This window comes from Polaromonas sp. CF318, assembly GCF_000282655.1.
In the GTDB taxonomy this organism is placed as follows: Bacteria; Pseudomonadota; Gammaproteobacteria; order Burkholderiales; family Burkholderiaceae_C; genus Polaromonas.
In genome coordinates this window covers 18,076-44,419 of sequence record NZ_AKIV01000099.1, presented here as the reverse complement: position 1 = coordinate 44,419, position 26,344 = coordinate 18,076, and the positions used below count along the sequence as shown (strand labels likewise).

The window sequence follows — 26,344 nt, the reverse complement described above, 5'->3', positions numbered from 1 at the left end:
ACGTTCTTTTGGCGAAGCAAAAGAAAGTAAGTCGCCCGCCGGGGCGAGACCCGGCCAGCCGCCCTCAGCAAAGAGCGCAAGGGCCGGAACAAGACCCGGCTCAACCCCCTCAACGAGGCAAAAACAACAACCAATAAATCAACAAAACATTCACCACCACACTGACCGCCAACAACAACTTCCACAACATCACCGGATCCCGCTCAATCAACGGCGTCCCCTGCGGCGCAGTCAGCGGCCGGGAGGCGCCGCGTTCCAGCGCCAGCAGCAACTCTTCGGCGGTTTCAAAGCGCCGGCGCTTGTCGCGCGCCACGGCCTTGAGCACGATGTGGTCGAGCCAGATTGGCACCTCCGGATTGATCCGGCTGGGCGCGACCGGGTCGCGGTAGTAGCGGCCGGCCTGGTAAGGCAGCACCTCGCCATAAGGCAGCCGCGCGGTCAGCAACTGGTATAGGGTGACGCCCAGCGCGAACAGGTCGCTTTGCGCGTCCGGCAATTCCTCGGGCCCATCGCTGCCTGTGGCGCTGAAGCCCCATTGCTCGGGATTGATGAAGCTGGGGGTGCCGGCGTGCAGCTTGCGCATGGCTTCGGGCTCGCGCCCGCTGAGCGCCACACCCAGGTCCAGCAGGCGCAGCACGCCGTCTTCGCCCTGGTGCAGGTTGGCGGGCTTGATGTCGCGGTGGATCACGCACTGGCGGTGCAGCCGGCCCAGCGCGCGCGCCGCCTGGGTGGCCGCGCCCAGCACCTGTTCCACGCTGAATTTGTGGCCGCGTTCCAGCAGCTGCTGCAGCGTCTCGCCGCTGTGCCAGTCGTACAGCAGGTAAAAAGCGCTGCGCTCCTGCCCGGCCGGCGGACTTTCGTGAAGCCTGACCAGATGGCCCGCCGCCGGGCCCGACTGCATGCGCATGGCCAGCCAGGCCTCGTGCGCCAGCATGGCGCGCTCCTCGCCGTCGTGGGACCGCGCGGGGTTCAGGGCCTTGAGGGCGTAAAGCACCCGCGTGCCGGGGTCGCGCACCTGGTACAGCACATGGATTTCGTTGTCGGCCACTTTCGCGGTCACCACGAGGCCGTCGATCACGTCGCCGACCTTGAGTCTGGGCGGCACCGGCAGGGTTTGCGCAATACGGCTCACATCCTGCAGGGTGGCGTCGAGCAGGCCGCGCACCCGCACCACGACGGCCGTCAGGTTGTCGTTGCTGCCGGCGGCCAGGGCGGCATCGACCAGCCCCTGGCTGGCCAGCTGGGAGCCGCCCTCCTCCTGCAGGCCGGCAAAATCCCGCAGCCGCGCATCGCGCAGCACGCCGTGCACGCCGTCGGTGACGAGCACAAACACATCACCCACCTGCAGGTCGCCCTGCATGTAATCGACCACCACATGGTCTTCGGCACCCACCGAGCGCAGCAGCTGGTGCCTGAAGTCGGGATGGTTGACCGCATGGTCGTGCGTGAGCTGCTGCAAAGCGCCGCCGCGCAGCAGATAAGCCCGTGAATCGCCCACATGCGCCAGGGTATAGGACTGCCCGCGCAGCACCAGCGCCGTGAGGGTGGTCAGGCCCACGGCCGGCTGGCGCCGGCGGTTGATGCCGGCCAGCCAGGCGTTCTGCGCGCCGATGATGCGGTCCAGCGCCACCGTGGTGTCCCAGGTTTCGGGCGTGCCGTAGTAGTCGCGGACCAGGCTGGTGACCGTGGTTTGCGCCGCTTCCCGGCCCATGCCGCCGGTGCTCACGCCGTCGGCCACCGCCACGATGGAGCCCATGCCCTCCTGTCCCGGCTCGGGCAGCATGGCCGCGCAGAAGTCCTCGTTGCTGTTTTTGCGGCCCGCCAGCGTGGCGAAGCCAATGTCCAGATCAAATGCCATGCACCAATGTAAGCAAGTTCAATGCCCGATATTGGTGCATTGCAACAATGCACCGGACTGGCGCCCTAACCGACGAGCATCTGCATGCTGCGCTCGTACTGCACCGAGAGCTGCTCGAACACGTCCAGCAGGTCCTCGCTGGCGGTGGCCAGGCCTTCCAGCCGCTTGACATCCTTGCCCCTGGCGATGCCGGAGGCGCCGGCGCGCATCTGCGCCCAGCCCGCGGCAGCCTTGTCCAAGGATTCGCGGATCTCCTTGCTGGTCAGCGGGATGTCGTTCAGGTATTGCAGCGCCTTCTCAAAAGCCGCCTGCGACTCGGCCATGCCTACTTCGCTGCGCTGGGAGGCCGTGCCGCCCAGGACTTGCAGCAAGGCGTATTTCGCGAAGCGCTGGCTCAGCATGCGCTGCCGGCCGGCCAGGTTGAGCATCTGCAGCGGCGGCATGGCGCCGGCGCTTTCAAGGATGGCGGTCATGCGCTCGGCTTCCTGCAGCAGCAGTTCGGCGAGCTCGTCCAGGTGCGCCATCTCGCCGGCCGCCCGGCTTGCCTCCAGGGCCGGCTTCAGGCGCGCCCAGGTCACGCTCACCTGCCCCAGCAAGTCGCCAAACGTGGGCTTGGACAGGCTTTTGCCGAGAGCGGCAATGTTGGCGTCTATGCGCTGCACCGACTCCTGGAGCAACTGCGCCACGCGCTCGGGCTGCACGCCCGCCAGCCGCAGCAGCGCCAGCTTGACCAGGCGCTGCGACAGCATGCGCAGTTGGCCCGAGCGGTTGACGTCTTCGGCGAAACGGGCCGAATGGATGATGTGCTGCGACACCTGGCCCAGGCGCTGGTTGGTGTGCATGGAAGCGGTGCGCAGAATCTGGAAGGCGTCGTCGTCGGACATCTGGCGGGCGCGCATCAGGATGCCCTTGGCGCGGTCCACCACCTTGCGCTCTTCGAGGCGGCCGGCGATGTCCCGCATCTCGCCCTGCAGGGCCTGCTCGCGCTTGAAGCGGGCCTGGGCCAGGTGGATCAGCGGCCGCAGGCGCTGCGGGCTGTAGCCGTTGACCACATAGGCGTGGACCCCGACCTCGGTGGCGCGCGTGATTTTTTCCGCATCGCTGTCGCTGGTAAACACCAGGACGGGGCAAGGCGCGGTCTCGCCGATCACCTGCAACAGCTTGAACAAGGCCTCATCGGGCAGCGCATCGTGGCAAACCAGCACGTCGGGCGCCTGGCGCAGCACTTCCTGCACCAGTTTGCTGCGCTCGTGGAGCAGCCCCAGGACCTGGATGCCGGCCGCCTCAAGGTCTGAGACCAGCGGGTGGGTGCCGGCGGGGCCGTTCAGGTTTACCAGTGCGGAAGTCATACAAATCAATAGCTTGGGAGGGAAATGAGGCTGGCCAGGATGCAAGTCGCGCGCCACGCGCCGGCTGCGGATTCAGGGCGCGGCTTGCAGGCCAATGATATGGCACAAGTTTTGCATTAGCTATCGCGGGCGTAACGACGCGCCCGACCTTAGCGAATGCACTGCGGGTCCTGCGCACAACGACGTGCGTAATGGTGTGCCTCATACCGGGTCAACGGCCCGGATCCCTGTTGACCGGGAGAGAGCATCATGAATTTCATCCTGTTTCCTGCAAGCCAGACCGGCTTGCACCCTCTGACAAGCCGCGTGGACGCGTGCCTGCGCGACCTGCGCGGCACGGCCGTGGCATGACGTTTGCACCTAGAAACATTGAATCCCCTGGAGTAGCCCCATGAAAAAATCAAAACTGGTAATGGTCGGAAACGGCATGGCCGGCGTGCGCACCCTGGAAGAGTTGCTCAAGGTCGCCCCCGACCTGTACGACATCACGGTCTTCGGCGCCGAGCCCCATCCCAACTACAACCGCATTCTGCTGTCGCCCGTGCTGGCCGGAGAGCAGACGCTGGACGAGATCGTGCTGAACTCCTGGGACTGGTACAAGGACAACCACATCACGCTGCATGCCGGCAAAAAAGTGGTGGAAGTCGACCGCGTCAAGCGCATCGTGCGCGCCGAAGACGGCACCGAAGAGGAATACGACCGCCTGCTGATGTGCACCGGCTCCAACCCCTTCATCCTGCCGGTGCCGGGCAAGGATCTGCAGGGCGTGATCGCCTACCGCGACATCGCCGACACCAACGCGATGATCAAGGCCTCCGAGAAATACAGGAAGGCGGTCGTCATCGGCGGCGGCTTGCTGGGCCTGGAAGCGGCCAACGGCCTGATGCTGCGTGGCATGGAAGTCACCGTGGTGCACGTCATGCCCTGGCTGATGGAGCGCCAGCTCGACGACGTGGCGGGCAAGCTGCTGCAGAAATCGCTGGAAGACCGCGGCCTGAAATTCATGATCGGCGCGCAGACACAGGAACTCACCGGCAACGAGGAAGGCCGCGTGAAGTCCATCAAGTTCAAGGACGGCACCGAAGTGGCCACCGACCTCGTGGTCATGGCGGTGGGCATACGCCCCAACACCCAGCTGGCCGAATCCATGCGCCTGCATTGCAACAAGGGCATCGTCGTCAACGACACCATGCAGACCGTCACCGACGCGCGCATCTACTCGGTGGGCGAATGCGCGGCGCACCGCGGCATCGCCTACGGCCTGGTCGCGCCGCTGTTCGAGCAGGCCAAGGTCGCGGCCAACCACCTGGCGCAGTTCGGCATAGGCCGCTACTCGGGCTCGCTGACCTCCACCAAGCTCAAGGTCACCGGCATCGACCTCTTCAGCGCCGGCGAGTTCATGGGCGGCGAGGGCGCCGAGGAAATCGTGATGAGCGACCCCTTCGGCGGTGTCTACAAAAAGCTGGTCATCAAGGACGACAAGCTGGTCGGCGCCTGCCTCTACGGCGACACGGTGGACGGCAGCTACTACTTCAAGCTGCTGCGCGATGGCCGCAGCATCAGCGACATCCGCGACAAGCTGATCTTCGGCGAGTCCAACCTCGGCGACGCGGGCCACGAAGGCCAGAACAAGGCCGCGCTGATGGCCGACGACGCGGAGGTCTGCGGCTGCAACGGCGTCAACAAGGGCACCATCTGCAAGGCCATCAAGGAAAAAGGCCTGTTCACGCTCGACGAAGTGCGCAAGCACACCAAGGCCAGCGCCTCCTGCGGCTCCTGCACCGGCCTGGTCGAGCAGATCCTGATGTTCACGGCCGGAGGCGACTACTCGGCCACGCCCAAGCTCAAGGCCATGTGCGGTTGCACCGACCACGGCCACCAGGCGGTGCGCGACGCCATCCGCGCCAACAAGCTGCTGACGATTTCCGAGGTCTTCAAATTCATGGAGTGGAAGACGCCCAACGGCTGCGCCAGCTGCCGCCCGGCCGTCAACTATTACCTGATCAGCACCTGGCCCAAACAGGCCAAGGACGACCCGCAAAGCCGCTTCATCAACGAGCGCAGCCACGCCAACATCCAGAAAGACGGCACCTACAGCGTCATTCCGCGCATGTGGGGCGGAGAGACCACGGCCAGCGAACTGCGCCGCATTGCCGACGCGGTGGACAAATACAAGATACCGACCGTCAAGGTCACCGGCGGCCAGCGCATCGATTTGCTGGGCGTGAAAAAAGAGGACCTGCAAAACGTCTGGAAGGACATCGGCATGCCCTCCGGCCACGCCTATGCGAAGGCCCTGCGCACGGTGAAAACCTGCGTGGGCAGCGAATGGTGCCGCATGGGCACGCAGGACAGCACGCAGATGGGCAAGGACCTGGAGCGCGCGATGTGGCGCATGTACGCGCCGCACAAGGTGAAATTCGCCGTCAGCGGCTGCCCGCGCAACTGCGCTGAATCCGGCATCAAGGACGTCGGCATCATAGGCGTCGATTCGGGCTGGGAAATGTACATCGCCGGCAACGGCGGCATCAAGACGGAAGTGGCCCACTTCTTCACCAAGCTCAAGACCGCGGCGGAGGTGCTTGAATACACCGGCGCCTTCTGCGAGCTCTACCGCCAGGAAGGCTGGTACCTGGAGCGTACGGTGCACTACGTCAACCGTGTCGGCCTCGACTATGTGAAGAAAAAAATCCTGGAAGACCACGAAGGCCGCAAGGCGCTGTGGGAACAGCTCCAGTTCGCGCTCGACGGCGAACCGGACCCCTGGTTCGACCTGAAAGAAGCGTCCGTGGACGCCCGCCAGTTCGAAAAACTCACACCCGCCTGACCGATTGCCCGTCCAAGCCTGAATTGAGAGATCACTATGTCTGAATGGAAAAAAATCTGCCTGGTCACCGACATCCCGGTGCTCGGCTCGCGCCGTGTCTCACGCGCCAAAGGTATTGATGTGGCCGTGTTCCGCAACGACCAGGACCAGGTGTTTGCACTGCTGGACCGCTGCCCGCACAAGGGCGGCCCGCTGTCGCAGGGCATTGTGTTTGGCACCAGCGTGGCCTGCCCTCTGCACAACTGGACCATAGGCCTGGCGGACGGCTGCGCCAAGCAGCCCGACGAGGGCTGCACGCCCAAGTTCAGCTGCAAGGTGGAAACGGGCCAGGTCTTCCTGGACGCCACCGAGCTGGCCACGCTGGCGCTGGATTTGCAGCCGCCCCGCGCGGGCCCTGGCGCCTCTGCGGGCGCTTTGGGTGACGAAAGCTTCGCCGTGCAGGCGCCCCACACGGCATAAGTGAAAAGGGCGGTAACTCTTTCATGACTGAAACCCGATCAACGTGCCCTTGCTGCGGCGTCGGCTGCGATCTGACAGCTTACGCTGTTGATCGCTTTGCGATGCACGACAAAGGCCGCAGCCTGGGCCTCGTCCACCATGGTTGAGACTCGGTCAACCTGTCCTTATTGCGGCGTCGGCTGCGGCGTCATTATTGAGTCACAAGGTGACGAGATCACCGGCGTGCGCGGCGACCCGGACCACCCCGCCAATTTCGGCCGGCTCTGCACCAAGGGTTCCACGCTGGCGCTGACGGCCTCGGCCGCCGTCACGCGGCAAACGCGGCTGCTGCAGCCCATGCGGCGCGAGCACCGCCATGAAGCGCCCAGGCCCGTGTCCTGGGACAGCGCGCTGGGTTTTGCCAGCGAAAGTTTTGCGCAAATCATCCGCGACCACGGCCCGGACGCGGTGGGCTTTTATATTTCGGGCCAGTTGCTGACCGAGGACTATTACGTCTTCAACAAGCTGGCCAAGGGCCTGATAGGCACCAACAACGTCGACACCAATTCGCGCCTGTGCATGAGCAGCGCGGTGGCCGGCTACAAACAGACGCTGGGCGCCGATGCGCCGCCCGCCTGCTACGACGACGTCAACCATGCGCAGTGCATCTTCATCGTCGGCAGCAACACGGCCTATGCCCACCCCATCCTGTTCCGCCGCATCGAGGACGCCAAGGCCGCCAACCCGGCGCTCAAGATCATTTTTTGCGACCCGCGCCGCACCGACACCGCCGAGATCGCCGACCTCTACCTGCCCATACAACCGGGCACCGACGTGTCGCTGTTCAACGGCATGCTGCACATCATGCTGTGGGAAGGCTGGACCGATACGGCCTACATCGCCGCGCACACCACGGGTTTTGACGCGCTCAAGGCCACGGTGCGCGACTACACGCCCGACCTGGTGGCCGAGACCTGCGGCATCAAAAAGGAAGACCTGCTGGCCGCAGCCAGACTGTTCGCCACCTCGGCCGCCACGCTAAGCCTGTACTGCCAGGGCCTGAACCAGTCCAGCAGCGGCACCGCCAAGAACGCCGCCCTGATCAACCTGCACCTGGCCACCGGCCAGATCGGCAAGCCCGGCGCCGGGCCGTTTTCGCTGACCGGCCAACCCAACGCCATGGGTGGGCGCGAGGTGGGCGGACTGGCCAACCTGCTGAGCGCGCACCGCGACCTGGTCAATCCCGCACACCGCGCGGAAATCGCCGCCCTGTGGGGCGTGCCCTCGGTGCCGGAGAAACCCGGCAAGACCGCGGTCGAGATGTTCCAGGCCGCCGCCGACGGCGAGATCAAGGCCTTGTGGATTGCCTGCACCAACCCGGCCCAGTCCATGCCCGACCAGGCCACGGTGCGCCGTGCGCTGGAGCGCGCCGAACTGGTGATCGTGCAGGAGGCTTTTGCCACCACTTCGAGCTGCGACTATGCCGACCTGCTGCTGCCCGCCACCACCTGGGGCGAAAAAACCGGCACGGTGACCAACAGCGAGCGCCGCATCAGCCGCGTGCGCCCGGCCGTGGCCGCACCCGGGGAAACACGCCATGACTGGGCCATCGTGGTGGACTTCGCGCAGCGGCTGGAAAAGCTGCTGAAGGCGGGCAAGCCTGAGCCTCTCCCCGAGGAAGAGGCGGACATCGCCGAGGCCCCGCCCCCTCTTCCCCGCAGCACCCTCTTCCCCTACCCCCTGAGCGACGCCGCCCTGGGCGTGGAAGTCATCTGGAACGAACACCGCGAATCCACGCGCGGCCGCGACCTGGACATCAGCGGCCTGAGCTACGAGTTGCTCGAGGACGGTCCGCAGCAGTGGCCCTTCAAGCCCGGCGACAGCGCGGGCAAGGCCCGGCTCTATGAAGACGGCGTGTTCCCCACCGCCGACGGCAAGGCACGCTTTGCCAACACCGTCTACAAACCGGTGGCCGAGCCGCGCGAATCGCGCTTCCCGTTTTCGCTGACCACCGGCCGGCTGCGCGACCAGTGGCACGGCATGAGCCGCACCGGCACCCTGGGCCGGCTGTTCGGCCATGTGGCCGAGCCGTCCGTGCAGATGAATGCCCAGGACATGGCGCGCCGCCTGCTGAAAGACGGCGACCTGGTCTACGTGACCTCCAAGCGCGGCTCCATCATCGTGCCGCTGCAGGCTTCGCCCGAGGTGGCGGTGAGCCAGGCCTTTATCGCCATGCACTGGGGCGAGGAATACCTGAGCGGGCAGTCCACCAGCGGCGCCACGCTGGCCGGCGTCAATGCGATCACAACCTCTGCCTACTGCCCCACTTCCAAGCAGCCCGAACTCAAACATGCCGCAGTCAAGATCCTCAAAGCCGATATGCCCTGGACGCTGCTGGCCATGGCCTGGGTGCCGGGCGGCGAGGTGCTGGCCGCGCGCGAGCAGCTCAAGCCGCTGATGGCGGCCTTTCCCTTCACGAGTTGCGTGCCTTTCTCCAACAACACGGCGCTGGCCGACCACGGCCGCGAGCGCTCCGGCCTGCTGTTTCGCGCGGCCGGCCACGAGGCCCCGCCCGATGAATTGCTGGCCAGGCTGGAGGCCATCCTCGGCCTGGACGGCGCCGACGTGCTGCGCTATGCCGACCGCAAAAAAGGCCAGCGGCGCACCGTGCGGCTGGTGCGCAACGGCGACGCGGCCGAGCTCGCCGGCTTTGTGCTGGCCGGCGACACCAGCGCCCAGGCCTGGATCAAGACCCTGCTGCAGGACGAGCTGCCGGCGCAGGCCTACGGCCGGCTGCTGCTGCTGCCCGGCGCCAAGCCGCCGGTGGCGGTGCAGTCGCGCGGCAAGCTGGTCTGCACCTGCCTCAATGTCAGCGACACGGCCATTGACGAACACCTGGCACTGGTCGCCGGCGGCGGAGGCGGCGGCGGCCACCTGCACACCGATGAGGAGCGGCTGGCTTCCCTGCAGGCCACGCTTAAATGCGGCACCAACTGCGGCTCCTGCGTGCCCGAACTCAAGCGCCGCGTGCGCTCGGCGCGCAGCGATGCTGCGGCGCCGGCACCACGCACTGTCATTCCCATACGCCAGGTGGCGTGATGACGAGCGGTTTATGCAAGCAGCACCTCTTTTTTCCGCCGGGCCGCCCCAAGGAAAAAACGGCCCCCTCGGGGGGCAGCGCCTTACACGCAGTGAAAAGCGTGGGGGCTATACATTTAAGCTCATAACAAGAAGTTATCTGCATTCGCAGACAATCACGCTTATGGGCATTAGCCAATACATCAAGGAAATCGGCCGCGGCAAGGACGGCGCCCGCGCCCTCACGCGCGAGCAGGCTGCCGACCTGCTGGGCCAGGTGCTGGACGGCACCGTCACCGACCTGGAAATCGGCGGCTTTTGCCTGGCCATGCGCATCAAGGGCGAAACGCCCGAAGAAATGGCGGGTTTCCTCGAAGCGCTGCAGCAGCGCCTTGCGCATTTCCCCGCCGGCGAAACCCCCACCGTGGTGCTGCCCAGCTACAACGGCGCGCGCAAGCTGCCGGTGCTCACGCCGCTGCTGGCCCTGCTGCTGGCGCGTGAAGGTGTGCCTGTCCTGGTGCACGGCACGCCCACCGAAACCAGCCGGGTGTTTGCCTCGGAAGTGCTGCAGGCCCTGGGCATCCCTGCGCTGGCGGCGGTGCGCAGGATCGGGAACGGCGAAGCCGTCTTCGCCCCCACCGAGCTGCTGCTGCCGTCCCTGAAGCGCCTGCTCGACGTGCGCCGCGCCGTGGGCCTGCGCAACCCGGCGCACAGCTTGGTCAAGATCATGAGCCCCTGCCTGGGCAAAAGCCTGGTGGTAAGCAGTTACACGCACCCGGAATACGCCATCTCGATGGCGCAGACCTTCGAGCTGACAGGCGCCAACGCCATGCTGCTGCGCGGCACCGAGGGCGAAGGCGTGGCCGACGCGCGCCGCATGCCGCAGATGGAGGCTTTCATAGGCGGAAAGCGCTCACTGCTGCAGGAAACCCAGGCCGGCACGCTGGCCACCCTGCCCGAACTGCCCAGGACGGTGGACGCCGCCGCCACCGCGGCCTATATTCAATCGGTGCTGGCCGGCGACAAACCCGTGCCGCCATCGATTGCGCGGCAGGTGGAACATATCTTGCACTTGTTGCCCCAAATCAAATGACCACAATGAACCACGGAAAAGTCACCCTCGTAGGCGCCGGCCCCGGCGACCCGGAACTGCTGACCCTCAAGGCCCTGAAGGCGATACAGCGCGCGACCGTGCTGCTGGTGGACGACCTCGTGAGCGACGAGATCGTGGCCTTCGCGCGGCCCGAGGCGCGCATCGTCTATGTGGGCAAGCGCGGCGGCTGCAAGTCCACGCCCCAGGCCTTTATTGAAAAACTCATGCTGATGGCCGCCCGCGAGGGCGAAGACGTGGTGCGGCTCAAGGGCGGCGACCCCTTCATCTTCGGCCGCGGCGGCGAAGAGGTCGAGCACCTGCGCGAGGCCGGCATTGAGGTGGAGGTCGTCAACGGCATCACCTCGGGCCTGGCCGCCGTCACCTCGCTGGGCGTGCCGCTCACGCACCGCCACCATGCGCACGGCGTGGTCTTCGTCACCGGCCATGCCAAACCCGGCGACAGCGGCACCGACTGGAGGGCCCTGGCCACCACCGCGCACAGCGCGCGCCTCACGCTGGTGATTTACATGGGCGTCAGCGGCGCCGAACGCATCCAGGACGAACTGCTGGCCGGCCTGCCGGCCGCCACGCCGGTTGCCGTGGTCCAGAATGCCTCGCTGGCGACGCAGCGCCACATCACCACCACCTTGGGTGAGCTGGCGGCAGCGATACGCGAGGCCGGCATGGCCAGCCCCTCGGTCATCGTCGTGGGCGACGTGATCAGCGGTGTGGCCCTCGCGGCGGCGCACCCCGACGCCGTGCTCGTGGCCTGAACGCAAGCCCGCGTCACACAGCAGTCACACGGCCCGCCTAAGCTTCCGGTCTTTCGACTGGAGCAAAGATGTCCCACCGTTTCCTGGCCGGTGCGCTGCTGGCGCTCGGCATGGCCTGCGCGCAGGCGCAGAGTTTTTCATTCGGCCTCTGGGGCGACATGCCCTACCAAAAAGCCGGCGACGACCCGAAAATCCCCGCACTGCTCAAAAGCATCAACCAGTCGGACATCGCCTTCTCGATCTACGACGGCGACATCAAGGACGGCAGCTCCAAATGCACCGAGGACATGTATGCCTCGGCGCTGGCCATGTTCGGCGAACTGAGAAAGCCCGTGGTCTATGTGCCCGGCGACAACGAGTGGACGGACTGCCATCGTCTCAACAACGGCGGTTACGACGCCCTGGAGCGCCTGGCCTACCTGCGCAAAACCATGTTCCCGACCACCCGCAGCCTGGGCAAGCGCAGCATGGCGCTGGTCCACCAGGCCCCGCCGGGCGAGAAATTCGTCGAGAACACGCGCTTCGCGCACCAGGGCATCGTGTTCGCGACGCTGAACGTGCCGGGCAGCAACAACAACAAAATCCTGGACGAGAAAGACTGCACCCAGAAAAGCGCGCGCACCTCGGCCCAGTGTGAGGCCTCCAACGCCGAATACCTGGAACGCGACGCAGCCAATGTGCGCTGGATGCAGGAGGCCTTTTCCCAGGCGAAGGCCGGCAAGGCGCGCGGCCTTGTTCTGGTGATCCAGGCCGACCCGGGCTTTGACTTGCCGGAAACCGAGGGCATTGACGAAAGCCAGGCGCCGGGGGTCAGCGGCTACCGCAATTTCATCAGCCATGTCATCGCCGAAACGGAACAGTTCGCCGGGCAGGTGCTGCTGGTGCACGGCGACACGCATTTCTTCAAGGTCGACAAGCCGCTCTACAGCCCCACCAGGCTGCTAGCCAACCTCACGCGATTGCAGACCTTCGGCAGCCCGCTGATCCACTGGGTGCGCGTCGGCGTTGAGCCCAGGAATCCCAATGTGTTCACGGTCCAGCCCGTCATCGTGAAACAGTGACAAGACCGCGGGCCGGCCCCGAATCCGGCGTGCGCGGCTACACTCCCGAAGTCAAAAACAACGGCAGAGGGAAAGACGCGATGCTAGACAAACTCAACGAACTGACGGAAAGCCACGGCGAACTGCGCCCCGGCAGCGGCATCATGAGCGGCGTGATCGCGCTGAGCCTGGGCGTGCTGTGCTTTCTGGGTGTGCTGGCTTTTCATTTCCCCGAATACCTGACCACGCCCGAGCTGCGCAAGAGCTACAACGTCGACGTGATCCGCATCGTGATGTTCACCTCGCTGGTGATTGCCGGCGGCATCTCGCTGGTCAACATCATCTTCAACCGCTCGCGCTGGCTGGCCGGCGCGGCTTTTTTGCTGGTCGTGGCCACCGCGCTGCTGGGCGGCCACAAGGTGCCGGTCAACGACTTCGCCGACAACACGCCCTACATCGGCCTGGACTGGTTCATCCTGGACCTGCTGGGCTCCTCGCTGATCTTCATCTTCATTGAAAAGCTGTTCGCGCTGCGCAAAGACCAGCCGGTGTTCCGCGCCGAGTGGCAGACCGACTTCCACCACTTCATCGTCAACCACATGATCGTGGGCTTCGTGCTGCTGGCCACCAACCTGCTGGTGCACAAGTTCTTCAGCTGGGCCGCCAATGACGGCATACGCGGCTGGGTGCAGGGCCTGCCTTTCTGGGCCGGCGTGCTGCTGATCGTGCTGGTGGCCGACCTGGTGCAGTACTGGACGCACCGCGCCTACCACGAGGTGCCCGTGCTGTGGCGCCTGCACGCGGTGCACCACAGCGCCAAAAGCATGGACTGGCTGGCCGGCTCGCGCCAGCACATCCTGGAATTGCTGCTGACCCGCACGCTGATCCTGGCGCCCATCTATGTGCTGGGGTTTTCCAAGGAAGTGATTGACGCCTACATCGTGATCGTCGGCTTCCAGGCGGTGTTCAACCATGCCAACGTGAGCGTGCGCCTGGGCCCGCTGCGCTACCTGATCGTCACGCCCAACTTCCACCACTGGCACCACAGCCAGGACCAGGAAGCGCTGGACCGCAACTACTCGGCGCACTACGCCTTCATCGACTACCTGTTCGGCACCGCCGTCAAAAGCACCAAGCTCTGGCCCGAGCGCTACGGCGTGCTGGGCGACTACGTGCCCAACGGTTTCCTGAAACAGCTCAAATTCCCGTTCACCTGGAAACCTTGAGCACGACGCATTGATATTGACCAGGGGCCGATTTGACGCATCAATTTGACGTCGTGGTGATTGGCGCAGGCGCCGCCGGGCTGTTCTGCGCGGCCCAGGCGGGCCAGCGCGGCCTCAAGGTGCTGCTGCTGGACCACAGCGAAAAAGTCGCCGAGAAAATCCGCATCTCGGGCGGCGGCCGTTGCAATTTCACCAACCGCGACGCCACGCCCGCGCAGTTCCTGAGCGAGAACCCGCACTTTTGCCGCTCGGCGCTGTCGCGCTACACGCCGCAGGACTTCATCGCCCTGCTGCAGCACCACAACATCCCTTTCCACGAAAAGCACAAGGGCCAGCTGTTCTGCGACCGCTCGGCCGAAGACGTGATCAACATGCTGCTGGCCGAATGCGAGGCCGGCGGGGTCACGCGCTGGCAGCCCTGCGGCGTCCAGAGCCTCAAAAGCCCCCAGGAGGCGGGCGGCAACTACGAACTTCACAGCGACCGCGGCCTCATCACGGCGCCGCAGGTGGTGATCGCCACCGGCGGCCTGTCGATTCCCAAGATAGGCGCCACCGATTTCGGCTACCGCATCGCCAAACAATTCGGCCTGCGCCTGGTGGAGCCGCGCGCGGGGCTGGTGCCGCTGACCTTTGACGGCGAAGGCTGGGTGCCCTATGCCCAGCTGGCCGGCCTGGCGCTGCCGGTGCTGATAGAAACCAGCCCGGCTGACGCGACGCCCAAACAGCGCAAAAAAGCCGTGGTGTTCCCGGAAGACCTGCTGTTCACCCACCGCGGCCTGAGCGGCCCGGCCGTGCTGCAGATTTCCAGCTTCTGGCGCGAAGGCCAGCCCATACACATCAACCTGGCACCCGGCGTGGACCTGCCGGCCCTGCTGCTGCGCGCCAAGGCCACGTCCCGAAAATTGATCGCCAACGAACTCGCGAGCCTGGTGCCCGGCCGCCTGGCCGACGCCTGGATCAGCACCGACCCTGCGCTGCAAAAACCCATCAGCGAAGCGACCGACAAGGCGCTGCTAGGCCTGGCTGCACGCCTGGCAGACTGGGAACTGACGCCGAGCGGCTCCGAAGGCTACCGCAAGGCCGAAGTGACCGTCGGCGGTGTCGACACGCGCGACCTGTCCTCGCAAACCCTGGAATCGAAGCAGCCGGGGCTGTACTTCATAGGCGAAGTGGTGGATGTGACCGGCTGGCTGGGCGGTTACAACTTCCAGTGGGCCTGGGCCTCCGCGCACGCCTGCGCGCAAGCGCTGACACCGGCGCGCTAGGCCTGCTGGGCCAGCTTCCACTCGCGCGGTGACAGGCCGCTTTGCGCCTTGAAGGCGCGCGACAGCGCCGCCTCGCTGCCATAACCGACCTCAGCGGCAATCAGCTTGAGCGGCCGCCCACGGCGCAGCGCCTGCTGCGCCAGACCCACCCGCCAACGCTGCAAATACGCGCCGGGCGTGCAGCCGACCGTATCGCGGAACTGGTTGGCGAACACACTGCGCGACATGCCCGCATGATCGGCGAGCGCTTCCAGGCTCCACTCTTGCCCGGGATTCTGGTGCATCGCGACAAGCGCGTGGCGCAAGCGCAGGTGCGAGAGCCCCGCGAGCATGCCGGAGCGGGTTTCACCGCTTTCCATGAGGTGCCGCAGCACCTGGATCAGCACCACATCAAACAGCCGGTCCAGCAGCGCCTGCCGGCCGCAGCGCTGCTCAAAAGCCTCTTCGAACAGCAGTTGCAGGACACCGGCAGCGCCCTCGATCTGCGCCAGCGGCAGGCATACAAAGGACGGCAGCGCCGCAACGATCGGGTTGGCCGCGCCGCCCTCAAAGCGCAGGTGCGCGCATACAAAGTCGGCGCCACGCCGGGTATCTGTGATGAAGCGATGCGCCATCGGCCTTGGGTAAAGCAGCAGGCAGGGGCCGCTGACACGCATCACCTCGGCGCCGCCATGGCTGATGCCGACTTCGCCGCTGCGCACGAGGTGAAGCTGGCCGGTGCCCTCATCCTCGCCGAGCTCGTTGACGCCGCAAAGCGCGCCCGAATGGAACACATTCGCGCTCACCGAGAAATGCCGCAACAGGGCCTCTAGCCGGTCGCCCATAAATACTCCAAATCAATTTTTTAGGATTATTAAACACTTATCGTATTTCGTGAAGCGTAAAGTTCATTCTGTCGATTCCGACTTGTTGCAACCCTCTCAAAGGAACAGCCATGAACGCTCTCACCCGTATCGCCGCCGCCACCGCACTGGCCGCTGCCGCCGTCACCGCCAGCCCCGCGATGGCAGCAGGCGCCGCCGCGCCGCAACCGGCGGCGTCCGCCGCACGCAGCGCCAGCTACGTCACCACCCAGGACGGCGTGCAAATCTATTACAAGGACTGGGGCCCCAAGAATGGCCCCGTGGTGAGCTTCAGCCACGGCTGGCCGCTCAACTCGGACAGCTGGGAATCGCAAATGATCTTCCTGGCCTCAAAAGGTTACCGCGTCATCGCCCACGACCGGCGCGGCCACGGGCGCTCCAGCCAGCCCTGGGACGGCAACGACATGGACCACTACGCCGCCGACCTTGCGGCGGTGATCGACACACTGGGCGTGAAAGACGTGACGCTGGTGGGTTTTTCGACCGGCGGCGGCGAGGTGGCGCGTTATATCGGCCGTTACGGCACCGCGAAGGTCAAAAAAGCGGTGCTGGTCAGCGCCGTGCCGCCCCTGATGCTGAAGACGGCGGCCAACCCGGGCGGCCTGCCGATCGAGGTGTTCGACGGCATTCGCCAGGGCGAACTGGCCAATCGTTCGCAGCTTTACCTGGACATCGCCTCGGGCCCGTTTTTCGGCTTCAACCGCCCCGGCGCCAAGGTCTCGCAGGGTTTGATCCAGTCGTTCTGGGTACAGGGCATGCAGGCGGGCCACAAGAATACCTATGACTCGATCGCGGCTTTCTCGGCCACCGACTTCACCGAGGACCTCAGGCGCTTTGACGTGCCGACCCTGGTGATCCACGGCGACGACGACCAGATCGTGCCCATCGACGCCTCCGGCCGCGCAGCCGCGAAACTGGTGAAAAACGCCAGGCTGATCGTCTACCCCGGTGCACCGCACGGCCTGGCCGATACCCACAAGGAGCGGCTCAACCAGGATTTGCTGACTTTCATCAAAGAGTAAGCCCACCCCCGTCCAGGCTCACTGCGTGTAGCCTGTTCCCCCCTTCCAGGGGGCGGGCGCCTGCGGTCTGGCAAAGCCAGTCCCGCGGCCCCCACTGGTGAAATACCGCGCTGGTTAAGCCCTGAATCTTCAACCCAGCATGAGCCGTGGAACCGGCTTTGCCGGGCCACAGGCGGGCGGCCCCCTCGGGGGGCAGGGAGTTACACGCAGTGAACGACCGTGGGGGTGCTATAATCCTAGGCTTTGCTAGCAAACCCGCGCCTGGCCTGATCCTGATCAGATCATTTAGGGCGCACCTTTTGGATCAATTGAACAATGACCACCATCCGTGTAAAAGACAATGAGCCCTTCGACGTGGCTCTGCGCCGTTTCAAGCGCACCATTGAAAAACTCGGCCTGCTGACCGACCTGCGCGCCCGCGAGTTTTACGAAAAACCAACGGCAGAACGCAAGCGCAAGAAGGCAGCCGCCGTCAAACGCAACTACAAGCGCATCCGCTCCATGCAGTTGCCCAAGAAGCTGTACTAATCCCTTAGTACCGCCTCACGGCAACAAAAAAGCCCGCACGAGGACGCTCTGCGGGCTTTTGTGCTTTTTGGCCCGCGCCAATCCATCCCTCTTCCCTATTCCCGCCCTCAGGAGCCCCGAATGTCAGCCCTCAAAGACAAAATCACCGAAGACATGAAGACCGCCATGCGCGCCAAGGACAGCGAGCGCCTGGGCACCATACGCCTGCTGCTGGCGGCCCTCAAGCAAAAAGAGGTCGATGAACGCGTGGTGCTTGACGACGCGGCCGTGATCGCCATCGTCGACAAGCTGATCAAGCAGCGCAAGGATTCACTGGAAGCCTTCCAGAAGGCCGAACGCAAGGACCTGGCCGACAAGGAAGCCGCCGAACTGCTCGTGCTGCAGGCCTACCTGCCGGCGCGCCTGAGCGCCGACGAAGTGGCGGCCGCCGTCAAGGCCATCGTGGCCGAGCTGGGCGCCAGCGGCCCCGGCGACATGGGCAAGGTCATGGGCGCGGTGAAAGCCAAACTGGCCGGCAAGGCCGACATGGGCCAAGTCTCGGCAGCGGTGAAGGCCGCCCTGGCCGGCTGAAGCCAGCGCGCGCAGCAAGAAGCTTCAAGTCAAGCCGGGGCCGCGGAACCGGCTTTGCCGGGCCGCAGGCGCAGCGCCCCCTCGGGGGGCAGCGTATTACACGAAGTGAAAAGCGTGGGGGCCCTTCAAGACCCGGCGACCTTCATCCGGTTGATGAGGATAGAGCCCACGGTTTTGGCGCCATAGTTGTAGGCGTCCGCACCCACGGCCTCGATGCCCATGAGCATGTCCTTGAGGTTGCCGGCAATGGTGATTTCCTCGACTGGAAAGGCGATGCGGCCGTTTTCCACCCAGAAGCCCGAGGCGCCGCGCGAATAGTCGCCGGTCACGTAGTTCACGCCCTGGCCCATCAGCTCGGTCACGAAGAGGCCGCGCCCCAGCTTGCGCAGCATCGCGTCCAGGTCGTCGCCCGGACGCGTGTGACGGCTGGTCAGTATCAGGTTGTGCGAGCCGCCGGCGTTGCCGGTGGTGCGCATGCCCAGCTTGCGGGCCGAATAGGTGCTCAGGAAATAACCCTCGACACGGCCGCCGGCCACCACCTTGCGCGCCTGGGTTTTCACGCCCTCTTCGTCAAAAGGAGCGCTGCCCTTGCCTTTGCGCAGGTGCGGGTCTTCGGCGACATCGATGTGTTTGGGAAAAGCCGGCTTGCCCAGGCTGTCGGCCAGGAAGGTGCTTTTGCGGTACAGCGCGCCGCCGCTCACGGCCTGCACAAAGCCGCCCAGCAGGCCCGCGGCCAGCGGAGACTCGAACAGCACCGGGCACTGCGTGGTCGGGATCTTGCGGCTTTTCAGGCGCGCCAGCGCGCGCTCGGCGGCGTAGCGGCCCACGGCCTCGGGGCGCGCCAGCTCAGCCGCGTCGCGCATGGAGCTGTACCAGGCATCGCGCTGCATCTGGTCGCCCTTGCCGGCGATAGGCGCCACTGAAATGCTGTGGCGCGAGCTGGCATAACCGCCGCGAAAGCCCTTGGTGTGGGCGCTGAAAAAATGGCTTTGCTGGGCCGACACGCCCGCGCCTTCGCTGTTGGTGATCAGTCGGCTGGTGCCCAGCGCGGCGGCCTCGCACTGCAGGGCCAGCTGCGCGGCCTGTTCGGAGTCTATGGACCAGGGATGGAACAGGTCCAGCTCCGGGTGCACGCGCGCGATGTCGCGCTCGTCGGGCAGGCCCGAGGTTTCGTCTTCGGCCGTGAAGCGCGCGATGTCGTAGGCCGCTTTCACGGTCTGTTCTATGGCTGCCTTGGAGAAATCGCTGGTCGCGGCATTGCCGCGTTTTTTGCCGATATAGACGGTGATGCCCAGGGACTTGTCGCGGTTGCGCTCGACGTTTTCCAGTTCGCCCTTGCGCACGCTGACCGACAGGCCACAGCCTTCGGACGCCTCGGCCGCGGCATCCGTGGCACCCAGTTTTTTGGCGTGCCCCAGGGCGGTGTCAACGAGGTCCTCGAAAAAATCGCGGTGGTAGCTGAAGCCGCTTTCAGGCGGATGGGAGGGCTGTGATGCGCCGCGTTTGGCGCCGCTGGCGCGAGAGGAAGCTTTTTGGGTCATATGGGTAGCTATGATACTGACTGCCATGAACAACAAGACTCCCAAGGCCATCAAGGGCTACTGGTCCAACGGCCGCTTCGTCAAACCCGAGGAAATCGCACTCGAGGAAGCCGGCCCGCCCAGCAAAACCCAACTCAAGGCCGAGGCCGACGAAAAACAGGCGCTCGGTGAAGCGCTGCTGACCCTGCGCGCCGACCTGATGGCGCGCCTGGACTTGCCCGACAAGCTGCGCGACGCGATCGCCGACGCCAAAAAGATCACCAATTTCGAGGGCAAGCGCCGCCAGATGCAGTTCATCGGCAAGCTGATGCGCCCGCTGGACCCTGAGCCCATTCGCGAGGCGATCAACGAGCAGCTCAACGGCTCGGCCGACCTGACGCTGGCGCTGCACCTGGCCGAGCAGTGGCGCGACAAGCTGATCGCCGACGACGCCGCGCTGGGCGACTGGCTGCGCGAATACCCCGGCACCGATTCACAACAGCTGCGCGCGCTGGTGCGCCAGGCCCGCAAGGACGCCAAGCCCGAAAAACCCGGCGAAGCACCGCGGCACGGCAAGTCCTACCGCGAAATCTTCCAGCTGGTGCGCCACGCCATGGCCCAAGGGCCGGGAGAGCCCGAGGAGCCCCAGGCATGAGCCAGGTCTTCGATGCGGTCAGGATCGGCATCGTCTCGGTCAGCGACCGGGCCTCGGCCGGCGTCTACGTCGACAAGGGCCTGCCGGCGCTCAAAGAGTGGCTGACGCGTGCGCTGCGCAACCCCATCACGTTTGAAGAACGCCTGATTCCCGACGAACAGGCCGGCATCAGTGCCGCGCTGATCGCGCTGGTCGACGCCGGTTGCTCGCTGGTGCTGACCACGGGCGGCACCGGTCCCGCGCCGCGCGACGTGACGCCCGAGGCCACGCTGGCCGTGGCCCACAAGGAAATGCCCGGTTTCGGCGAACAGATGCGGCAGATCAGCCTGAAATTTGTGCCCACGGCCATCCTGTCGCGCCAGTGCGCGGTCATTCGCGATAAAAGCCTGATCCTGAACCTTCCCGGCCAGCCCAAATCGATCGCCGAAACGCTGGAGGGGCTGAAAAACCCCGACGGTTCGCAGGCCGTGGCGGGCATTTTTGCCGCCGTGCCCTATTGCATAGACCTGATAGGCGGCCCTTACCTGGAAACCGACGACACCGTGTGCCAGGCCTTCAGGCCCAAAAGCGCCCAGCGCCCGCCGCGCTGAACCTTGCTGCCGCGGGTTTTCGGCCCACCGGTTTTCTCACGTAGTATTCGGGCTTTACAACTCGAGGAGCTGAGATGGACGAGCTGATTGAAACGCCGGGCAAGGACTCGAAAAACACCGCCGTGCTGATCTGGATAGGAACCCTGTTCCTGGGCTTTATCCCCGGCCTGATCGTTTACCTGGTGAAAAAGGACGACGCCTATATTCTGGACCAGGCCAAAGAAGCGCTGAACTGGTCCATCACGGCGGCCATCGGCTATGTCGCGGCGATGATCCTCACCTTTGTGCTGATCGGCTTCCTGGTGTTCGTGGCGCTGGGCATTTGCCACCTGGTGTTCTGCGTCATGGGCGCGATAGGCGCCTCCAACGGCAAAACCTTTCGCGTGCCCTTCGCGCTGCGCCTGATCAACTGATCAACTGATCAACTGATGCGTTGACCGCCCCCAGTCGGAAAAGCAAAAAAAAGGAAGGCTTGCCCTTCCTTTTTTTTGGCCGCCCTGCTTCCTGTTTACTTGCCGACCAGCTGGTTGAGCTTGTCGGCCTCAAAGGTTTCGGTGAGCGCCGCATCCTTGGGCACGCAGTCCTTGCTCATGGCGGTTTGCGGGCCGGAGAGCTTTTCAATCGCCTGCCACAGCAGGGCGATCTGGTGCTCCTGGCCGGCCGCGTTGTCGATCAGGCCGTGCATGGCCTGGGACAGCGGGTCGTCTTCCAGCGTGATGCCGTAGGCCGAAAACGGGGTCGTCGTGACGTCGGCGCTTTCACCGGTCTTGGACGGAATGATGCGCGCCGGGATGCCCACGGCCGTGGCCCCGGCGGGCACGGGCTTGATCACCACCGCGTTGCTGCCTATCTTGGCGCCGTCGCCGACCACAAAACCGCCCAGCACCTTGGCGCCGGCGCTCACCACCACGTCCTTGCCCAGGGTCGGATGCCGCTTGGCGCCCTTGTAGAGCGAGGTGCCGCCCAGCGTGACGCCCTGGTAAATCGTGCAGCCGTCGCCGATCTCGGCGGTTTCGCCGACGACAACGCCCATGGCGTGGTCAAAAAACACCCGCTCGCCGATTTTGGCGCCGGGGTGGATTTCAATGCCCGTCATCCAGCGCGAAACATGCGAAATAAAGCGGCCCAGCCACTTGAAGCCGTGGTTCCAGCACCAGTGCGCGCGGCGGTGCAGCACCAGGGCATGCAGCCCCGGGTAGCAGGTCAGCGCTTCCCAGGCCGTGCGGGCGGCGGGGTCGCGGTCGAGGATGCACTGGATGTCGGAGCGGAGTCGGGAAAACATGGTGGGAGTTTAGTGGCCGTCCGCAGACCGTGCTGGCGTGCTGTCTTTAGGCGGCATTTGGGCGGCTGTGTGCAGCATGGCCTTGGCCACGCCGCGCAGGATGTGGATTTCCTCGGGGCTCAGCCGGGCGCGGTTGAACAGCTGGTTGAGCCGGGGCATCAGCTTTTTAGGCGAGGCCGGGTCCAGAAAGCCTATGCCCACCAGCGCCTCTTCCCAGTGTTTGAGCATGCCGGCCACCGCCGCCGCGTCGGCCTGCGCCGGTTCAGCCGTCGCCGGCTGCACGCTGAAGCCGCCCAGTGCCTGGCGCCAGTCGTAGGCAATCAGCTGCACGGCCGCGCCCAGGTTCAGCGAGCCGAATTTCGGGTCGGTCGGGATGCTGAGCGCCACATGGCAGCGGTAGACATCCTCGTTCTGCATGCCAAAGCGCTCGGAACCGAATAAAAAAGCCACCGACTCAGGCCTCGCAGAAGCCGGACCCGGGGGCGGGCCACCGCCCAGCAGGGCCGCGAAATGCTCGCGCGGCGCACGCGTGGGCGGGCCGAAGTCGCGCGGTGTCATGGCGGTGGCGCACAGGTGGGCCATGCCGTCCAGGGCCTCGTCCAGCGTGGTGACGATGCGTGCATTCCTGAGCACGTCGAGCGCGCCACTGGCCCGCTGTATGGTTTCCTCGCGGTTCAGCACATTGGCCCAGCGCGGCGCGACCAGCACCAGGTCGTCAAAACCCATGGTTTTCATGGCGCGGGCGGTGGCGCCGACATTGCCGGCATGGCTGGTGTTGATCAGGACAAATCGGGTACGCATGGGCTGGATTGTCCTAGAACCGGGCCAAAGTCCCATTTATGGGAAAATACGCCCCATTGCCCGCCGCCCGCATCGCCGGCGCCGGTTTATCCCGTTCTTCCCTACAAGTTATGTCCAGCAATCTCCATCCCATGCTCAACGTGGCCATCAAGGCTGCGCGCGCTGCCGGCGCCATCATCAACCGCGCGGCGCTTGACGTCGAAGCAGTCCGCGTCTCGGTCAAGCAGACCAACGACTTCGTCACCGAGGTCGACCAGGCCGCCGAGGCGGCCATCATCGAAACCCTGCTGAGCGCCTACCCCGGCCACGGTATCCTGGCCGAAGAGTCGGGCAGCGAGCATGGCGCCAAGGACTCCGACTACGTCTGGATCATCGATCCGCTGGACGGCACCACCAACTTCATCCACGGCTTCCCGGTCTATTGCGTCAGCATCGCGCTGGCCGTCAAGGGCAAGGTCGAGCAGGCCGTGGTCTACGACCCCACCCGCAACGACATCTTCTGCGCCACCAAAGGCCGCGGCGCCTACATGAACGACCGCCGCATCCGCGTGGCCAAGCGCACCCGGCTGCAGGAGTGCCTGATCTCCACCGGTTTCCCCTACCGCCCCGGCGACAAGCTCAAGGCCTACCTCAACATGCTGGGCGAGGTCATGAGCCAGACCGCCGGCGTGCGCCGCCCCGGCGCCGCGGCGCTGGACCTGGCCTATGTGGCCGCCGGTTTCAGCGACGGCTTTTTTGAAGCCAACCTCAAACCCTGGGACGTGGCGGCCGGCTCGCTGCTGGTGACCGAGGCCGGCGGCCTGATCGGCAACTTCACCGGCGAGGCCGACTTCATGGACCACGGTGAATGTGTGGCCGGCAACCCGCGCGTTTACGGCCAGCTGGTGGCTACTCTGGGCAAATACAGCAAATTCGCCGGCGCCGGCGACAAAGCCGTGGTGCGCCAGGCTCTGCAGGACACGCCCGCGGCGCAAGAGCCTGAAGAAGGCGCCGAAGACAACGCGGCCCCTGCCGCCCCGGCCGAAAAACCCACGCTCAAAGCCAAGCGCATCAAGGCCGGCGAAAGCGCGGCCCCCAAAGCGCCTGACGCCCCGTTCTAAACAAAGCCCGCCTCGCGGGCTTTTTTCATGGCGGCGGCTTGGGGGAAAGGTAAAGTGTGAGCCAGCACACCATGAACCGGCCCGACCCCGCTCCCCCCGCCGCGCTGGCGACCCGATTGCAGCGCCGGGCGCGGGGCTGGCTGCACAAAAGCCTGCACGTGCTGCTGAGCCAGTACGTCGCCAACGGCCTGACGGTGTCGCTGGGCCTGGTGCTCATCATGCTCGCGATTTTCGAGGCTGCCGGCCTGGCGGCCGCCTCCACCGCCGCCGTCGGCGTGATGATCACCAGCCTGCCCGACGTGCCTGCGCCGCGCCGGCGCAAGATCATGCAGATGCTGCCCGCGCCGCTGCTGGGCGCGCCGCTCTTCACGCTGGTGCAGCTGGTGCGCCACGACGATCTGCTCCTGGGCATCGTGGTCGCGGCCTCCACTTTCCTGGCCGTAATGATGATGGCCTGGGGCAAGCGCGGCGGGCCCATCTGTTTTTCGCTGCTGTTTTCCACGCTGTTTTCCATGGCTGCACCGCCCGCCGCCTCGCTGCAGCAGATCGCGCTGCACGGCGCCTGGTTTGTCGCCGGCGCCGGGCTTTACCTGCTGTGGGCCGTGTTCACCACCCATTTGCTCAACCGGCGCTTTCGCGCGCAGTTGCTGGCCGAATGCCTGCACAGCTTCGCGCAGATTTTGCGCACCCAGTCCCAGCGCTTCGGCCCGCGGCCCGACCACAACGCGCTGCTGGCGCGCATGCTGCAGCAGCAGGCCGCGCTGGCCGACCACCTGCAGAACACGCGCGACGTGGTGCTGGAGTCGCCCACCACACCGGAACGCCAGCGCCTGGCGGCCATGCTGCTGAGCCTGCTGGAGGCGCGCGACCACCAGCTCGCCTGCGACCTGGACCTGGATTTTTTGCTGGAGCACAGCGCCACCGTGGCCGTGCTGCCCGCCCTGCAGCTGGCGCTGGACAGCACCGCCGCGCGGCTGGAAACCCTGGGCATGGACTTGCTGCTGAGTCGGCGCGGCGCGGCGGTCGCCGCCATCGCCGACCTGCGGCCGGAACTCGCCGGCGCGCTGCCGCCGCGCACGAAACGCGCCGACCCGCTGGCGCCCGACCCGCTGCTTGTCGACACCTCGGACCCGCTGGCGCTGCTGCACAACATGGCCGACCGCATAGGCCACATCAACGACGAGGCCGTGAAGATGGCGGCGCTGGCGCGCGGCGACATCCCGCCCGGGCTGTCGGCCGTGCGCACCCAGTGGCAGCTGTTCGTCAGCACGGTGCACTGGTCCTGGAAGCCCTTGCTGGGCCAGCTGGGCTGGAGCGCCCCCATCCTGCGCTACGCCCTGCGCTGCACGCTGGCCGTGGCGGCCGGCTATGCGGTGGCGCTGCGCCTGCCCTGGGTGGCGCATGAATACTGGATCCTGCTGACCATCGTGGTGGTGATGCGCGGCAACCTGGCGCAAACCGTGCAGCGCCGCAATGAGCGGGTGGCCGGCACGCTGCTGGGCTGCGCGCTGGTCATGGCCGTGCTGGCGCCGCACCCGGGCGCCCGCACCCTGTTCGGCGTGATCGCGCTCAGCATGGGCCTGGCCCATGCTTTCGCGCTGCGGCGCTACCTGTACACCTCCATCGCGGCCACCGTCGCCGGCCTGCTGCAGGCGCATTTGCTGCTGGCCGGTGTGGAGCCCGGTTTCGCCATGGCCGAGCGCCTGGCCGACACGCTGCTGGGCGCGCTGATCGCCTGGCTGTTCAGCTACGTGCTGCCGGCCTGGGAGCGCAAACAGCTGCCGGCGCTGGTGCTGCGCAGCACCAGCGCCCAGGCCAGGCACGCGCAGCTGGCGCTCGCGCTGCTCGACGAGGCCCGGGCGTCCGACCTGCCCTGGCGGCTGGCGCGTCGCGAAGCCTACAACAGCCTGTCCGACCTCACCCTGGCCACCCAGCGCAGCCTGGCCGAGCCCCACAAGGTGCGCCCGGCGCTGGAGCCGCTCGAGGCCCTGCAGGCGCGCAGCTACCAGCTGCTGGCCCAGCTCACGGCCGTCAAATCGCTGCTGCTGCTGCACCGCGCCCAGCTCAACCTCGCGGTGGTCAGGCCCGCGCTGGCGCGGGCCGCCGGCTGCATAGAGGCCGAACTCTCGGGCGCCGGGGCCGCCGCGACAGAAGCCGGCCCGGCCGTCACCGGCCAGCCCTTCCAGCCCCGGCCCGATCCCTTGATGATCCTGGACCTCACGCCCTGGCTGCTGCGCCGGCTGGACCTGGCCTGCGCCATGGCGCGGGAACTGCGCCTGACCCAGGCCCGCGTACTGGCCTGGGGCACGGGCTCCGCGGCCGCGGCGCAGGCGCCCATCCAGCGCCAGGTGCTGTAGGCAAAGGCCGCGAAAGGCCGCGAAGAGGGCTTCGCCCCTGTCGCCTCGGCTAAAATTTCCGCTTCAAGCAGGGCGGCGCGTGCGCGGCAACCCTGTCCTCCGAACCCTT

23 protein-coding genes are annotated in these 26,344 nt (G+C 65.9%); 17 read left to right on the top strand and 6 right to left on the bottom strand.

What is annotated here, in order from left to right; translation table 11 throughout:
* Nucleotides 1–109: 109 nt before the first annotated feature.
* Together PMI15_RS18060 and PMI15_RS25350 are read right to left on the bottom strand one after the other, a co-directional pair.
* The gene (locus PMI15_RS18060; protein WP_007872381.1) at nt 110–1,858 is read right to left on the bottom strand and encodes a bifunctional protein-serine/threonine kinase/phosphatase; all 1,749 of its coding nucleotides are present in this window, start codon (nt 1,856–1,858) and stop codon (nt 110–112) included.
* A 65-nt stretch (nt 1,859–1,923) separates the two neighbouring features.
* Nucleotides 1,924–3,207: a type IV pili methyl-accepting chemotaxis transducer N-terminal domain-containing protein gene (locus tag PMI15_RS25350; RefSeq protein ID WP_007872380.1), complete on the bottom strand. Its 1,284-nt coding sequence runs from the start codon at nt 3,205–3,207 to the stop codon at nt 1,924–1,926.
* 391 nt (nt 3,208–3,598) lie between these two features.
* Between PMI15_RS25350 and nirB the strand changes: the two genes are divergently transcribed.
* The 9 genes from nirB (at nt 3,599) to PMI15_RS18015 (ending at nt 14,947) form a co-directional block, all read left to right on the top strand.
* Nucleotides 3,599–6,034, top strand: coding sequence for a nitrite reductase large subunit NirB (nirB, locus tag PMI15_RS18050; RefSeq protein ID WP_007872375.1), 2,436 nt, complete (start codon nt 3,599–3,601; stop codon nt 6,032–6,034).
* 36 nt (nt 6,035–6,070) lie between these two features.
* On the top strand, nt 6,071–6,493 hold the full coding sequence (nirD, locus tag PMI15_RS18045; protein ID WP_007872372.1) for a nitrite reductase small subunit NirD: 423 nt from the start codon (nt 6,071–6,073) through the stop codon (nt 6,491–6,493).
* Nucleotides 6,494–6,516: 23 nt separating this feature from the next.
* Nucleotides 6,517–6,639: a hypothetical protein gene (locus PMI15_RS25540; protein ID WP_081499635.1), complete on the top strand. Its 123-nt coding sequence runs from the start codon at nt 6,517–6,519 to the stop codon at nt 6,637–6,639.
* On the top strand, nt 6,632–9,571 hold the full coding sequence (locus tag PMI15_RS18040; RefSeq protein ID WP_007872369.1) for a nitrate reductase: 2,940 nt from the start codon (nt 6,632–6,634) through the stop codon (nt 9,569–9,571). The genes PMI15_RS25540 and PMI15_RS18040 overlap by 8 nt, the downstream gene beginning before the upstream one ends.
* A 163-nt stretch (nt 9,572–9,734) precedes the next feature.
* On the top strand, nt 9,735–10,643 hold the full coding sequence (gene ybiB, locus PMI15_RS18035; protein WP_007872367.1) for a DNA-binding protein YbiB: 909 nt from the start codon (nt 9,735–9,737) through the stop codon (nt 10,641–10,643).
* Nucleotides 10,644–10,648: 5 nt separating this feature from the next.
* Nucleotides 10,649–11,416 carry a uroporphyrinogen-III C-methyltransferase gene (gene cobA / locus PMI15_RS18030; RefSeq protein ID WP_007872365.1) on the top strand — a complete coding sequence of 256 codons (768 nt, stop codon included), beginning with the start codon at nt 10,649–10,651 and terminating at the stop codon, nt 11,414–11,416.
* A gap of 68 nt (nt 11,417–11,484) precedes the next feature.
* Entirely contained in the window at nt 11,485–12,477 is a 993-nt protein-coding gene (locus PMI15_RS18025) for a hypothetical protein (protein ID WP_007872363.1), read from the top strand.
* Between the two features lie 80 nt (nt 12,478–12,557).
* A complete protein-coding gene (locus PMI15_RS18020; protein WP_007872360.1) occupies nt 12,558–13,682 on the top strand; it encodes a sterol desaturase family protein in 1,125 nt (374 codons plus the stop codon).
* Between the two features lie 32 nt (nt 13,683–13,714).
* The gene (locus PMI15_RS18015) at nt 13,715–14,947 is read left to right on the top strand and encodes an NAD(P)/FAD-dependent oxidoreductase (RefSeq protein ID WP_007872357.1); all 1,233 of its coding nucleotides are present in this window, start codon (nt 13,715–13,717) and stop codon (nt 14,945–14,947) included.
* Here the strand turns inward: PMI15_RS18015 and PMI15_RS18010 are convergent.
* Nucleotides 14,944–15,771 carry an AraC family transcriptional regulator gene (locus PMI15_RS18010; protein ID WP_007872354.1) on the bottom strand — a complete coding sequence of 276 codons (828 nt, stop codon included), beginning with the start codon at nt 15,769–15,771 and terminating at the stop codon, nt 14,944–14,946. The two genes, PMI15_RS18015 and PMI15_RS18010, sit on opposite strands and share 4 nt — an antisense overlap.
* A 110-nt stretch (nt 15,772–15,881) precedes the next feature.
* On the opposite strand from PMI15_RS18010, the gene PMI15_RS18005 reads away from it, so the two are divergent.
* From PMI15_RS18005 to PMI15_RS17995, 3 genes are all read left to right on the top strand, one after another.
* The gene (locus tag PMI15_RS18005; protein ID WP_007872350.1) at nt 15,882–16,832 is read left to right on the top strand and encodes an alpha/beta fold hydrolase; all 951 of its coding nucleotides are present in this window, start codon (nt 15,882–15,884) and stop codon (nt 16,830–16,832) included.
* A gap of 315 nt (nt 16,833–17,147) precedes the next feature.
* A complete protein-coding gene (rpsU, locus tag PMI15_RS18000) occupies nt 17,148–17,360 on the top strand; it encodes a 30S ribosomal protein S21 (protein ID WP_007872347.1) in 213 nt (70 codons plus the stop codon).
* Between the two features lie 120 nt (nt 17,361–17,480).
* On the top strand, nt 17,481–17,930 hold the full coding sequence (locus PMI15_RS17995; RefSeq protein ID WP_007872346.1) for a GatB/YqeY domain-containing protein: 450 nt from the start codon (nt 17,481–17,483) through the stop codon (nt 17,928–17,930).
* A 125-nt stretch (nt 17,931–18,055) separates the two neighbouring features.
* Here the strand turns inward: PMI15_RS17995 and pmbA are convergent, their stop codons facing one another.
* Nucleotides 18,056–19,471 carry a metalloprotease PmbA gene (gene pmbA / locus PMI15_RS17990; RefSeq protein ID WP_007872345.1) on the bottom strand — a complete coding sequence of 472 codons (1,416 nt, stop codon included), beginning with the start codon at nt 19,469–19,471 and terminating at the stop codon, nt 18,056–18,058.
* Nucleotides 19,472–19,496: 25 nt separating this feature from the next.
* Between pmbA and yjgA the strand changes: the two genes are divergently transcribed.
* The 3 genes from yjgA to PMI15_RS17975 all read left to right on the top strand — a co-directional run bounded on the left by yjgA (nt 19,497) and on the right by PMI15_RS17975 (nt 21,108).
* Entirely contained in the window at nt 19,497–20,105 is a 609-nt protein-coding gene (yjgA, locus tag PMI15_RS17985; protein ID WP_157214669.1) for a ribosome biogenesis factor YjgA, read from the top strand.
* Nucleotides 20,102–20,695, top strand: a complete 594-nt coding sequence (mog, locus tag PMI15_RS17980; RefSeq protein WP_007872343.1) for a molybdopterin adenylyltransferase — start codon at nt 20,102–20,104, stop codon at nt 20,693–20,695. The genes yjgA and mog overlap by 4 nt, the downstream gene beginning before the upstream one ends.
* Before the next feature lie 74 nt (nt 20,696–20,769).
* Entirely contained in the window at nt 20,770–21,108 is a 339-nt protein-coding gene (locus PMI15_RS17975) for a DUF4870 domain-containing protein (protein WP_007872341.1), read from the top strand.
* Between the two features lie 95 nt (nt 21,109–21,203).
* On the opposite strand, the gene cysE is transcribed toward PMI15_RS17975, so the two are convergent.
* A complete protein-coding gene (gene cysE / locus PMI15_RS17970; RefSeq protein ID WP_007872339.1) occupies nt 21,204–21,977 on the bottom strand; it encodes a serine O-acetyltransferase in 774 nt (257 codons plus the stop codon).
* Between the two features lie 9 nt (nt 21,978–21,986).
* Entirely contained in the window at nt 21,987–22,778 is a 792-nt protein-coding gene (locus tag PMI15_RS17965) for an RNA methyltransferase (protein WP_007872338.1), read from the bottom strand.
* Nucleotides 22,779–22,888: 110 nt separating this feature from the next.
* On the opposite strand from PMI15_RS17965, the gene PMI15_RS17960 reads away from it, so the two are divergent.
* Nucleotides 22,889–23,878 (top strand): inositol monophosphatase family protein, encoded by a 990-nt coding sequence (locus PMI15_RS17960; RefSeq protein WP_036839796.1) that lies wholly within the window; start codon nt 22,889–22,891, stop codon nt 23,876–23,878.
* 71 nt (nt 23,879–23,949) lie between these two features.
* Nucleotides 23,950–26,235, top strand: a complete 2,286-nt coding sequence (locus PMI15_RS17955; RefSeq protein ID WP_007872334.1) for an FUSC family protein — start codon at nt 23,950–23,952, stop codon at nt 26,233–26,235.
* Nucleotides 26,236–26,344 lie beyond the last annotated feature (109 nt).